This is a genomic window from Pseudomonas sp. FW305-E2 (assembly GCF_058782925.1).
This window is the reverse complement of record NZ_JBYSYE010000003.1, coordinates 53,458-65,888: the sequence shown is the minus strand read 5'-3', so window position 1 is coordinate 65,888 and position 12,431 is coordinate 53,458. Positions and strand designations below refer to the sequence as shown.

Here is a 12,431-nt window from a genome sequence, read left to right as displayed (position 1 = left end):
GTTCAGCTTCCTTGTTCGAGAATGAAGAAATCACGGCCTTCGACTTGGCCGCGGCGTAACGGGTTCCGTGTGCAGAAACGGGCGTACCCGGCATCGACGAAGCGGTACGGCAGGTGCTCGTCGCGCCCGTGCGGAATGCCCAGGCGAGCGGCCTGGATCACCCGGGGCACGGCGTTGCCGCAGTCCTCGACGTACAGGCGTTCGGCGTCGAAACGCTGGGCGTCCCAATGCGGCACTTTCAGGCCCAGGGCCCGGCAAAGCAGGGTCTGGCCGGCGCACAGACGCTCTTGCGGGCGGATATTGCCGCTTGCATCGGGGTTGTTCAGTTGCATCTGCGCCAGGCTGTCGGGCCCCGAGAGGATGTCCTGCCAAGGATAGGCAGACTTGATCAGCACCGCGTTGCCCGGCCCGTGGGCGCTGAAGTTCAGCGAGTCGCCGCCGCGGGCGTAGTACATGTAGATATGCCCCCCATCCAGGAATAGCGCCTTGCGTTTTTCGGTGTAGCCGAGCGAAGCGTGGCTACCTTTGTCGGAAAGGTAGTAGGCCTCGGTCTCGATGATCCGCGCGGCCAGCCACAGGTCGCCGTGGCGGTGACGGATGACCTTGCCCAGCAGGGCCTTGGCCAGGGTCTGGGCGTCGCGGTCGAAAAAGCTGTCGGGCAGGGCTGGCATGCGGGCAGTTCGTGGCTGGAGAGGCGGGGATGATAGCAATGAATGGCTTAATCGAGGCTGAATTGGAGGGTGATGTTGGCAATGCCGGCCCTTTCGCGGGCATGCCCGCTCCCACTGGTGGTGCATAGGTCCAGGCCTTGTAAAATCCCTGTGGGAGCGGGCGCGGCCGCGAAAGGGCCGCAACAGGCGATGGAAATCTCGATAACCCCGGTTACATCTTTCCTACACATTGACCCATCCATTTTCTACCATCCGCCACCCGCCGCTGGGCGTACACCTGCGCGGCAGTTATAATCAGCCGATTTCCCCTTCGCCAAGACACCGAACCCATGACTGAGTCCGTTCTTGACTATATGACCCGCCTGGGTCGCGCTGCCCGTGAGGCTTCCCGGGTGATTGGCCGTGCCAGCACCGCGCAGAAGAACCGCGCCCTGCAAGCCGCCGCCGACGCGTTGGACGCTGCCCGTGCCGAACTCGCCGCTGCCAACGAACTGGACCTGGCCGCCGGCCGCGCCAGTGGCCTGGAGCCCGCACTGCTCGACCGTCTGGCACTGACCCCGGCGCGTATCGACGGCATGATCACCGGCTTGCGCCAGGTGGCCAGCCTGCCGGACCCGGTCGGTGCCATCCGCGACATGAGCTACCGTCCATCGGGCATTCAGGTAGGCAAGATGCGTACCCCGCTGGGGGTGATCGGGATCATCTATGAATCGCGTCCGAACGTGACCATTGATGCCGCCAGCCTGTGCCTCAAGTCGGGCAATGCAACCATCCTGCGGGGCGGTTCCGAAGCCATACACTCCAACCGCGCCATTGCCACCTGCATTCAGCGTGGCCTGGCCGAAGCCGGCCTGCCGGCGGCGGTGGTGCAGGTGGTCGAAACCACCGACCGCGAAGCCGTGGGCGCGCTGATCAGCATGCCGGAATTCGTCGATGTCATCGTACCGCGCGGAGGCCGTGGCCTGATCGAGCGCATCAGCCGCGATGCCCGCGTGCCGGTGATCAAGCACCTGGACGGCATCTGCCACATCTATGTCAGCCAGCATGCCGACCTGGACAAGGCCTGGAATGTGGCTTTCAACGCCAAGACCTACCGCTACGGCATCTGCGGTGCCATGGAAACGCTGCTGGTCGACCAGCAAGTGGCTGAGCGCTTTTTGCCAGAAATGGCCCGCCGCTTCGTGGAGAAGGGCGTGGAGCTGCGCGGTTGCGAGCGTACCCAGGCTATCATCAGCGCCAAACCGGCCACCGAAGCCGACTGGCACACGGAATACCTCGATGCGATCCTGTCGATTCGCGTGGTCGACGGCCTGAACCAGGCCATCGAGCACATCAATCACTATGGCTCGCACCACACCGACTCGATCATCAGCGAACACCAGGGTGAAGCCCGTCAGTTCATGGCTGAGGTCGATTCGGCGTCGGTCATGCTCAACACCCCGACCTGCTTTGCCGATGGCTTCGAGTACGGCCTGGGTGCGGAAATCGGTATTTCCACCGACAAGCTGCATGCCCGCGGCCCTGTCGGTCTGGAAGGCCTGACCTGCGAGAAGTACGTGGTGATCGGCGATGGCCAGTTGCGCGGCCAGGGGTCCTGCTGAGTTGAGCAAGGCCCAGGCAGTCCGGCGTATCGGCATTCTAGGTGGTACCTTCGACCCCGTGCATATCGGCCACTTGCGCAGCGCGCTGGAAGTGGCCGAGTTCATGGGGCTGGATGAGCTACGCCTGTTGCCCAATGCCCGGCCGCCGCACCGCGACACGCCACAGGTGGCCGCGCAGGATCGCCTGGCCATGGTCCGTGAAGCGGTGCAGGGCGTCGCTTGCCTGAGCGTCGATGCCCGCGAGCTGGAACGTGACAAGCCGTCGTACACCATCGATACGCTGGAATCGATCCGCGCCGAACTGTCCGGCAACGACCAGTTGTTCCTGGTGCTGGGTTGGGATGCCTTTTGTGGTCTGCCCGCCTGGCATCGCTGGGAAGAATTGCTGCAACACTGTCACATCCTGGTACTGCAACGTCCGGATGCCGACGTAGAACCCCCTGACGAGTTGCGCAACCTGTTGGCTGCGCGCTCGGAGAGCGATCCCACCGCCATGTCCGGCCCGGCGGGAAATATTTCGTTCGTCTGGCAGACGCCGCTTGCGGTGTCGGCTACACAGATCCGACAGCTGCTGGCCAGCGGCAAATCGGTGAGGTTCCTGGTGCCGGACGCCGTACTGGCCTATATCGAGGCGCACGAACTGTATCGTGCGCCCAACTGACGGTGCCTCTGGCGCCTCATCCAACGAGTTGAACGAGTTTTATATGACCAAGCAGAAAATTTACGGCGAAGAACTGGTCGCAGTGACCAAGGCAGCGCTGGAAGACGTCAAGGCCCAGGACATCCAGGTCATCGACGTGCGCGAGAAGCACAGCCTGACCGACTACATGATCATTGCCACCGGTACCTCCAACCGCCAGATCAACGCGATGGCCGAAAAGGTCCGTGAAGCCGTCAAGGCCAAGGGCGCCCAGCCACTGGGTGAAGAAGGCAAGGGCGACAGCGACTGGGTGCTGCTGGACCTGAACGACGTCATCGTGCACATGATGACCGCCGCTGCCCGCCAGTTCTACGACCTTGAGCGCCTGTGGCAGGGTGCCGAGCAAAGCCGTGCCGCCGATGGCAAGCACCACAGCCCGGACCATGCCCACGAGTACTCCGACAAGCTCAAAGACCGCGAATAAGGAAAGCGCTGTGCGTCTGCGCCTGATTGCGGTCGGCTCGCGCATGCCGAAGTGGGTCGAGGAAGGCTGGCATGAATATGCCAAGCGCCTGCCCGCCGAGCTGTCGCTGGAGCTGGTGGAAATCCCGCTGAATACCCGTGGCAAGAATGCCGACGTCGCCCGCCTGATCCGTCAGGAGGGCGAAGCCATGCTGAGCAAGGTGCAGCCTGGGGAACGCATTGTCACCCTCGAGGTCCATGGCAAGCCCTGGAGTACCGAGCAGCTGGCCACCGAGCTGGACCGCTGGCGCCTGGATGCGCGCACGGTGAATTTGATGGTGGGCGGCCCGGAGGGCCTGGCGCCTGAGGTTTGCGCGCGCGCCGAGCAACGTTGGTCGCTGTCGCCGCTGACGTTGCCGCACCCGTTGGTAAGGATACTCATCGGCGAGCAGATCTACCGCGCCTGGACCGTGTTGTCCGGGCACCCTTACCACAAATGAGCCTGTAAGCAGTCCGATGTCGCAGCCGATCCGTCTCAAGGACCACGAGAAAGACGCCCGCCTGGTGCGCAACCGCGTCGTGGTCGGCGCAGTGGCGATCATGCTGCTTGTCTGCGTGTTGATCGCACGGCTGTACTACCTGCAGATCATCCAGTACGACTACCACTCCACGCTGTCGGAGAACAACCGGGTGCATGTGCAGCCGATCCCGCCGACCCGCGGGTTGATCTTCGACCGCAACGGGGTGATCGTTGCCGACAACCGGCCCAGCTTCAGCCTGTCGATGACCCGCGAACGTGCGGGTAACTGGCAGGAAGTGCTGGATACCATCGTCGAAGTGCTTGAGCTCACCGCTGACGACCGTGCCCTGTTCGAGAAGCGCATGCGCCAAGGCCGCCGGCCATTCGAGCCGGTGCCGATTCTGTTCGAGCTCAACGAAGAGCAGATTGCCCGCGTGGCGGTAAACCAGTTCCGCCTGCCGGGTGTCGAGGTGGTGGCCCAGCTGGTGCGGCATTACCCGCAGGGTGCGCATTTTGCCCATTCGGTGGGTTATGTAGGGCGGATCAACGAGAAAGAGCTGAAAACGCTCGACCCGGTGAACTACAGCGGTACCCACCATATCGGCAAGACCGGCATCGAGCGCTTCTACGAGGCCGCCCTGCACGGTCAGGTGGGTTACGAGGAAGTCGAGACCAACGCCCGTGGCCGTGTGCTGCGGGTGCTCAAGCGCACCGACCCGAAGCCGGGCAAGGACATTGTGCTGAGCCTGGACATCAAGCTGCAGGAGGCCGCTGAAGCCGCCCTGGGAGGCCGGCGTGGTGCAGTGGTTGCGCTCGACCCGCGCACCGGCGAGGTACTGGCGATGGTGAGTCAGCCTAGCTTCGACCCCAACCTGTTCGTCACCGGCATCAGCTTCAAGGCCTATGCCGAATTGCGCGATTCGATCGATCGGCCGCTGTTCAACCGCGTGCTGCGTGGCCTGTACCCGCCGGGGTCGACCATCAAGCCGGCGGTGGCTATTGCCGGTCTGGACAGTGGCGTCGTGAATGCCAGCAGCAGGGTGTTCGACCCTGGCTACTACCAGTTGCCCAACTACGACCATAAATACCGTAACTGGAACCGTTCCGGTGATGGCTGGGTCGACCTGGACACCGCCATCATGCGCTCGAACGACACCTACTTCTATGACCTTGCGCACAAGATGGGCATCGATCGGTTGTCCAGCTACATGAACAAGTTCGGTATCGGCCAGCGGGTTTCCCTCGATATGTTCGAGGAATCTGCCGGGTTGATGCCGTCGCGCGAATGGAAGCGTGCCACCCGTCGCCAGGCCTGGTTCCCTGGCGAAACCCTGATTCTCGGCATCGGCCAGGGCTATATGCAGGCTACGCCGCTGCAACTGGCCCAGGCCACTGCACTGATCGCCAACAAAGGTGTGTGGAACCGCCCACACCTGGCCAAGACCATCGAAGGCCTGCCGCCGGTGGACGACAACCCCATGGAAGACATCGTGCTGCGTGACAAGTCCGACTGGGCCAAGGTCACCCATGGCATGGAACAGGTGATGCACAACGCCCGCGGTACCGCGCGCAAGGCAGCAGCCGGTGCCCAGTACCGCATTGCCGGCAAGAGCGGCACCGCCCAGGTGGTGGCGATCAAGCAGGGCGAGAAGTATGACCGCAACAAACTCCAGGAGCGCCACCGCGACCATGCCTTGTTCGTCGCGTTTGCCCCAGCCGAAGCCCCGAAAATCGTGGTTTCGGTGATGGTCGAGAACGGTGAGTCCGGCTCGGGTGTCGCCGCTCCGGTGGTTCGCCAGATCATGGACGCCTGGCTGCTCGACGAAAACGGCCGGCTCAAACCCGAGTTCGCGCCCGCCACCGTTACCCAGGAATCGGCCCTGTGATGAACAATTTCGATCGCATGCTCTCCAGCGAGGATGTGATGCGTCGGCGTGCGAGCTTTCTGCAACGCATTCATATCGACGGCCCCTTGCTGATCATTCTGCTGACCCTTGCGGCCGGCAGCCTGTTCGTACTGTATTCGGCCAGTGGCAAGAACTGGGACCTGCTGCTCAAGCAAGCCACCTCGTTTGGCATCGGTCTGGTGTCGATGTTCGTCATCGCCCAGCTGGAGCCGCGCTTCATGGCGCGTTGGGTGCCGCTGGCCTACCTGGCCGGGGTGCTGTTGCTGGTAGTGGTGGATGTGATGGGCCACAACGCCATGGGTGCCACGCGCTGGATCAACATTCCGGGGGTGATCCGCTTCCAGCCCTCGGAATTCATGAAGATCATCATGCCGGCGACCATCGCCTGGTACCTGTCCAAGCGCACCTTGCCGCCCCATTTGAAGCACGTGGCGATCAGCCTGGTGCTGATCGGCGTGCCGTTCATGCTGATCGTACGTCAGCCCGACCTGGGGACTGCGCTGCTGATCCTGGCCTCCGGTGCCTTCGTGCTGTTCATGGGCGGCTTGCGCTGGCGCTGGATCCTCAGCGTGCTGGCGGCAGCCGTGCCCGTCGCGGTGGCCATGTGGTTCTTCGTCATGCACGACTACCAGAAGCAGCGGGTATTGACCTTCCTCGACCCTGAAAGCGACCCGTTGGGCACCGGTTGGAACATCATCCAGTCCAAGGCGGCGATCGGCTCGGGCGGGGTGTTTGGCAAAGGCTGGCTGCTTGGCACGCAGTCGCACCTGGACTTTTTGCCGGAAAGCCACACCGACTTCATCATCGCCGTGCTCGGCGAGGAGTTCGGCCTGGTTGGCATCTGCCTGCTGCTGATTGTCTACCTGCTGCTGATCGGCCGTGGTCTGGTGATCACCGCCCAGGCGCAGACCCTGTTCGGCAAGCTGCTTGCGGGCAGCCTGACCATGACTTTTTTTGTATACGTGTTCGTCAATATCGGAATGGTAAGCGGCCTTCTGCCCGTGGTGGGCGTGCCGCTACCTTTCATCAGCTATGGCGGAACATCGTTGGTGACGCTGCTGTCAGCGTTTGGCGTTTTGATGTCGATCCATACGCACCGCAAATGGATCGCGCAGGTTTGAATAAGGTGAACAATTTCATGCAAGCAGTGCGTAACTGGGCTGCCCGTTGTGCGCCTTGGATCGGTGCGGTGGGCCTGTTCGGCGCTGTACAGCTGGCCCATGCCGGCGAATACGACGGCTCGCCCCAGGTAGCCGCGTTCGTTGGCGAAATGAGCCGCGACTATGGTTTTGCGCCTGAGCAACTGATGGGTGTGTTCCGTGAGGTACAGCGCAAGCAGTCGATCCTCGACGCCATATCGCGCCCGGCCGAGCGGGTCAAACCGTGGAAGGACTATCGGCCGATGTTCATCACCGATGCACGTATCGCTCGCGGTGTGGATTTCTGGCGTCAGCACGAGGCTGTGTTGGCACGTGCCGAGCAGGAGTACGGCGTACCTGCGCAGTACATTGTCGCAATCATTGGCGTGGAAACCTTTTTTGGCCGCAATACCGGCAACTACCGGGTGATCGACGCCCTGTCGACGCTGGGCTTCGACTACCCGCCACGGGCCGAGTTCTTCCGCAAGGAGCTGCGTGAGTTCCTGCTGCTGGCCCGGGATGAGCAGCTCGACCCCTTGACGCTCAAGGGCTCGTACGCTGGCGCCATGGGGCTGCCGCAGTTCATGCCAAGCAGCTTCCGCAACTACGCGGTGGACTTCGACGGGGACGGCCACATCAATATCTGGAACAACCCTGACGATGCCATCGGCAGTGTGGCCAGCTACTTCAAGCGCCACGGCTGGGTGGCCGGCGAGGGTGTGGTCAGCCGCGCCTGGGTGGAAGGCATGCGCGCCGACGAAGGGCTGACCACCGGCATCGAGCCGGTGAAAACGGTAGGGGAGTTGCGTACGCTTGGCTGGTCGGTTCATGATTCGCTGCGCGATGATCTGCCGGTTACCGCCTTCCGTCTCGAGGGCGAGAGCGGCCCCGAGTACTGGATGGGCCTGAAGAACTTCTACGCGATCACTCGCTACAACCGCAGTGTGATGTATGCCATGGCGGTACATCAGCTTGCGGAACAGCTGGTTCAAGTACGGGGCGTCAAGTAATGCGCGCAATCATCTCTGGCAACGCTTTCAAGCTGCTCACCTGCCTCGCCGTCGGTGTGGCGCTGGCCAGCTGCTCTTCCAACCGCCCGGCCCCGAAAAGCAGTGGTAACGTCGTGCGCAGCCAGCCGGGCCTGGACATCAACCGGGCGCACAAGGACGGCGCACCGTGGTGGGACGTGGATGTGAACAAGATCCCCGATGCCACCCCGACCGTGCACACCGGTAACTACAAGGCCAACCCGTACACGGTGCTTGGCAAGACCTACTACCCGATGCAGGACTCGCGCAACTACCGCGCCGAGGGTACGGCGTCGTGGTACGGCACCAAGTTCCATGGGCAGAACACCGCCAATGGCGAACTGTACGACCTGTATGGCATGAGCGCGGCTCACAAGACCCTGCCTCTGCCGGCCTACGTCAAGGTGACCAACCTCGCCAATAACCGCAGCGTGATCCTGCGGGTCAACGACCGTGGCCCGTTCTATTCCGACCGCATCATTGATTTGTCCTATGCTGCGGCAAAAAAGCTCGGTTATGCCGAGATCGGTACCGCGCACGTGCGCGTCGAGGGCATCGACCCGCAGCAGTGGTGGGCCCAGCGTGGCCAGACCCCACCTATGGTGCTGAAAGAGCCGCAAGTGGCCCAGACCCAGGCAATACCGGCCAGTACCGGGCGTGTCGAGCAATGGACCCCGCCGCCACAGCAGCACGCCGCGCCCGTGGTACCGGTGCAGGTGGGTGGCAATAACGTGCCTGGCGGTAGCGGTGGCAGTTTCTTGCAGGTAGGCGCGTTCGCCAACCCGGACGCTGCCGAGTTGCTGCGCGCCAAGCTCAGCACCATGGTCAATGCACCCGTGTTCATCAGCTCGATCGTGCGTAACCAGCAGACCCTGCACCGCGTGCGCCTGGGGCCGATCGGCAGCCAGGGCGAGATCCAGCAAGCACAGGACAGCATTCGCCTGGCGAACTTGGGGCAGGCAAAGCTGGTCACAGCAGACTGACTGTGGGGGCGGGCGCGCCTGCGAAGACGGCAACACCAAACTATCGGTTTTGTCATGAATTGCCGGTCGCGGCCATGTACAATGACCGCTTTTGCCCGCAGCGACATAAAGCCGCACGTCCGCGGGCCAGGCCAACGGCCATAAAACTAGACTGACTGGCGCTGGGCACATGATCTTGCCCAGGGAACATCTCAGACCATTAGCGATTTTCGAGAGACGGATGAACATCACCAACCTTGCCAAACGACTTTGCCTGCCTGTACTGCTGCTGATCACGCCTGCCGCCTTCGCGGCGGAGCAGATGACGCCTGCGCCACCCCAACTGGCAGCCAAGTCCTACGTACTCATGGACGCGTCCAGCGGCAACGTGCTGGTCGAGAACAACGGTGACGAGCGCCTGCCGCCAGCCAGCCTGACCAAGCTGATGACCGCCTACATCGCCACCCTGGACATCCGCCGCGGCCAGATCGGTGAAAGCGACCCGGTTACTGTCAGCGAAAACGCATGGCGTACCGGCGGTTCGCGCATGTTCATCAAGGTTGGCAGCCAGGTCACGGTCAGCGACCTGCTGCACGGCATCATCATCCAGTCCGGTAACGACGCCTCGGTCGCCTTGGCCGAGCACATCGCCGGCAGCGAAGACGCCTTTGCCGACATGATGAACAAGACGGCTGCCGACCTGGGCATGACCAACAGCCACTTCATGAACCCGACCGGCCTGCCGAACCCCGAGCACTACTCGTCGGCGCACGACATGGCAACCCTGGCCCGTGCGATCATCAATGTCGACCCGGCCCACTACGCCATCTACTCGCAGAAAGAGTTTTTCTGGAACAACATCAAGCAGCCTAACCGCAACCTGCTGCTGTGGCGCGACAAGACCGTCGATGGCCTGAAAACCGGTCACACCGACGAAGCCGGCTACTGCATGGTGGCTTCGGCCGTTCGTGACGGCCAGCGCCTGATCGCCGTGGTGTTCGGTACCAACAGCGAACAATCGCGTGCTGCCGAAACCCAGAAGCTGCTGACCTACGGTTTCCGCTTCTTCGAAACCCAGACCTTCTACCAGAAGGGCACCGAGCTGACCCAGGCCCCGGTCTGGAAGGGCGCTACCAGCCAGATCAAGGCTGGCCTGGCTGACGACCTGACCATGACTATGCCTAAAGGCCAATTGAAGCGCCTGCAGGCTTCGATGACCATGAACCCGCAGCTCACCGCACCGATCGCCAAAGGTGACGTGATCGGCAAAGTGGAAGTCAAACTGGACGAGAAAGTGGTTCACAGCGCCGACCTGATTGCCCTTGATGGCGTCGAGGAAGGTGGTTTCTTCCGCCGTATGTGGGATAGCATCCGTCTATTCTTCTACGGGTTGTTCAACTGATACGTGACCTGCATGCCCCCGCGCCTACCGCGGGGGTGTTGTTGTTGCCACGGCTTACGAGGCCGTTTCCGCCATGAGCGAACCAGACGTCAAGTCGCACAAGATCGAATTCCCTTGCGACGATTACCCGATCAAGGTCATCGGTGACACCGTTGTCGGTTTCAAGGACACGGTCATCGAGATTCTCAGCAAGCACGCCAAAGTCGACCTTTCCACCCTGGCCGAACGCCAAAGCAAGGAAGGCAAGTACACCACCGTGCAATTGCACATCGTTGCCGAAAGCGAGAACCAGTTGCACGATATCAACAGCGCCCTGCGCGCTACCGGCATCGTGAAAATGGTGCTTTGATGTCCGCCTGCCTCGGTTTTCGCGAGCTTGGCCTGCAGCCCTATGAACCGGTGCTGGAGGCCATGCGTCGTTTTACCGAGCAGCGCAGCCCGGACAGCCAGGATGAAATCTGGCTGGTCGAGCACCCTGCGGTCTTCACCCAGGGGCAGGCCGGCAAGGCCGAGCACCTGCTGGTGCCGGGCGACATCCCGGTGGTGCAGACCGACCGCGGCGGCCAGGTCACCTACCATGGCCCCGGGCAGCTGGTGGCCTACCTGCTGCTGGATGTGCGCCGGCTGGGCTTTGGCGTGCGTGAGCTGGTCAGCCGTATCGAGCTGGCCCTCATCGACCTGCTCGCCAGCTATGCTGTTCAGGCGTCTGCCAAGCCCGATGCCCCGGGTGTCTATGTCGACGGAGCGAAAATCGCCTCCCTCGGCCTGCGAATTCGCAACGGCCGTTCGTTTCACGGCCTTGCCCTGAACGTGGACATGGACCTTGCGCCATTCCGCCGAATCAACCCCTGCGGCTATGCGGGGCTGGCGATGACCCAGCTGCGCGATCTGGCAGGTCCGATCGAACTCGACGAGGTCAGGACAAGGCTGCGCGGACAGCTGGTCAAGCACCTCGACTACGCTGAGCAGACGACCCTCACGGGCGGAATCGACTGAATATGACAACTGTGCAAGAAGCCGTGCCGAACCTGATACCTACCCAGGATGCCACCCCGCGCCCAGCGCCGAAGAAGGTGGAAGCTGGGGTCAAGCTGCGTGGTGCCGACAAAGTCGCGCGCATCCCGGTGAAGATCATCCCTACCGATGAGCTGCCAAAGAAGCCCGACTGGATTCGCGTGCGTATCCCAGTGTCGCCCGAGGTAGACCGCATCAAACAACTGCTGCGCAAGCACAAACTGCACAGCGTATGCGAAGAGGCCTCCTGCCCGAACCTGGGCGAGTGCTTCTCGGGTGGTACCGCCACCTTCATGATCATGGGTGACATCTGCACCCGTCGTTGCCCGTTCTGCGACGTTGGCCATGGCCGACCGAAGCCGCTGGATCTGGACGAGCCGAAAAACCTGGCGGTTGCCATTGCCGACCTGCGCCTGAAGTATGTGGTGATCACCTCGGTGGACCGCGACGACCTGCGTGACGGCGGTGCCCAGCACTTTGCTGACTGCATCCGGGAAATCCGCGCGCTGTCGCCGGGCGTGCAGTTGGAGACCTTGGTGCCGGACTACCGTGGCCGTATGGACGTTGCCCTGGAAATCACCGCGCAAGAGCCACCAGATGTGTTCAACCACAACCTCGAGACCGTACCGCGCCTGTACAAGGCCGCGCGCCCGGGCTCGGACTATGACTGGTCGCTGGACTTGCTGCAGAAATTCAAGCAGCTGGTGCCACACGTACCGACCAAGTCCGGCCTGATGCTCGGCCTGGGCGAAACCGACGAGGAAGTGATCGAAGTGATGCATCGCATGCGCGAGCATGACATCGACATGCTCACCCTTGGCCAGTACCTGCAGCCGTCGCGTAGCCACTTGCCGGTGCAGCGTTTCGTTCACCCGGACACCTTTGCCTGGTTCGCCGAGGAAGGTTACAAGATGGGCTTCAAGAACGTTGCCTCTGGCCCGCTGGTGCGTTCTTCGTACCACGCCGACCAGCAGGCCCACGAAGCCAAGATCAAGCTCTGAGCTATGCGCTAGCCTAGAGCAGAGCCACAGATGCCGATGCGCGCCCAAGGGCGGCATCGGCATTTTTGTTTGTGTCCCATGCGC

13 protein-coding genes are annotated in these 12,431 nt (G+C 62.4%); 12 read left to right on the top strand and 1 reads right to left on the bottom strand.

What is annotated here, in order from left to right; all coding sequences use genetic code 11:
* Positions 1 to 2: 2 nt before the first annotated feature.
* Entirely contained in the window at positions 3 to 671 is a 669-nt protein-coding gene (locus AC3WLP_RS04210) for a DNA-3-methyladenine glycosylase (RefSeq protein ID WP_088513261.1), read from the bottom strand.
* A 329-nt stretch (positions 672 to 1,000) separates the two neighbouring features.
* Here AC3WLP_RS04210 and AC3WLP_RS04205 point away from each other — a divergent pair, with 329 nt between their 5' ends.
* The 12 genes from AC3WLP_RS04205 to lipA all read left to right on the top strand — a co-directional run bounded on the left by AC3WLP_RS04205 (position 1,001) and on the right by lipA (position 12,347).
* A complete protein-coding gene (locus tag AC3WLP_RS04205) occupies positions 1,001 to 2,272 on the top strand; it encodes a glutamate-5-semialdehyde dehydrogenase (protein WP_014754574.1) in 1,272 nt (423 codons plus the stop codon).
* Positions 2,241 to 2,933: a nicotinate-nucleotide adenylyltransferase gene (gene nadD, locus AC3WLP_RS04200; RefSeq protein WP_014592538.1), complete on the top strand. Its 693-nt coding sequence runs from the start codon at positions 2,241 to 2,243 to the stop codon at positions 2,931 to 2,933. The genes AC3WLP_RS04205 and nadD overlap by 32 nt, the downstream gene beginning before the upstream one ends.
* 43 nt (positions 2,934 to 2,976) lie before the next feature.
* Positions 2,977 to 3,396 (top strand): ribosome silencing factor, encoded by a 420-nt coding sequence (rsfS, locus tag AC3WLP_RS04195; RefSeq protein ID WP_009685825.1) that lies wholly within the window; start codon positions 2,977 to 2,979, stop codon positions 3,394 to 3,396.
* A 10-nt stretch (positions 3,397 to 3,406) separates the two neighbouring features.
* Positions 3,407 to 3,874 (top strand): 23S rRNA (pseudouridine(1915)-N(3))-methyltransferase RlmH, encoded by a 468-nt coding sequence (gene rlmH, locus AC3WLP_RS04190; protein WP_003249722.1) that lies wholly within the window; start codon positions 3,407 to 3,409, stop codon positions 3,872 to 3,874.
* Positions 3,875 to 3,890: 16 nt separating this feature from the next.
* The gene (mrdA, locus tag AC3WLP_RS04185; protein WP_003249725.1) at positions 3,891 to 5,780 is read left to right on the top strand and encodes a penicillin-binding protein 2; all 1,890 of its coding nucleotides are present in this window, start codon (positions 3,891 to 3,893) and stop codon (positions 5,778 to 5,780) included.
* Positions 5,781 to 5,818: 38 nt separating this feature from the next.
* Entirely contained in the window at positions 5,819 to 6,922 is a 1,104-nt protein-coding gene (gene rodA, locus AC3WLP_RS04180; protein ID WP_003249727.1) for a rod shape-determining protein RodA, read from the top strand.
* A gap of 17 nt (positions 6,923 to 6,939) precedes the next feature.
* Positions 6,940 to 7,950, top strand: a complete 1,011-nt coding sequence (mltB, locus tag AC3WLP_RS04175; RefSeq protein WP_003249729.1) for a lytic murein transglycosylase B — start codon at positions 6,940 to 6,942, stop codon at positions 7,948 to 7,950.
* Positions 7,950 to 8,951 (top strand): septal ring lytic transglycosylase RlpA family protein, encoded by a 1,002-nt coding sequence (locus tag AC3WLP_RS04170; RefSeq protein ID WP_003249731.1) that lies wholly within the window; start codon positions 7,950 to 7,952, stop codon positions 8,949 to 8,951. Before mltB ends, AC3WLP_RS04170 begins: the two co-directional genes overlap by 1 nt.
* Positions 8,952 to 9,171: 220 nt before the next feature.
* Complete coding sequence (locus tag AC3WLP_RS04165; RefSeq protein WP_003249733.1) at positions 9,172 to 10,332, top strand: D-alanyl-D-alanine carboxypeptidase family protein; 1,161 nt, start codon at positions 9,172 to 9,174, stop codon at positions 10,330 to 10,332.
* A gap of 73 nt (positions 10,333 to 10,405) precedes the next feature.
* The gene (locus AC3WLP_RS04160) at positions 10,406 to 10,681 is read left to right on the top strand and encodes a DUF493 domain-containing protein (protein ID WP_003249736.1); all 276 of its coding nucleotides are present in this window, start codon (positions 10,406 to 10,408) and stop codon (positions 10,679 to 10,681) included.
* Positions 10,681 to 11,328, top strand: coding sequence for a lipoyl(octanoyl) transferase LipB (gene lipB / locus AC3WLP_RS04155; RefSeq protein WP_003249738.1), 648 nt, complete (start codon positions 10,681 to 10,683; stop codon positions 11,326 to 11,328). The genes AC3WLP_RS04160 and lipB overlap by 1 nt, the downstream gene beginning before the upstream one ends.
* Before the next feature lie 2 nt (positions 11,329 to 11,330).
* On the top strand, positions 11,331 to 12,347 hold the full coding sequence (lipA, locus tag AC3WLP_RS04150) for a lipoyl synthase (RefSeq protein WP_003249742.1): 1,017 nt from the start codon (positions 11,331 to 11,333) through the stop codon (positions 12,345 to 12,347).
* The last annotated feature ends 84 nt before the right edge of the window (positions 12,348 to 12,431 follow it).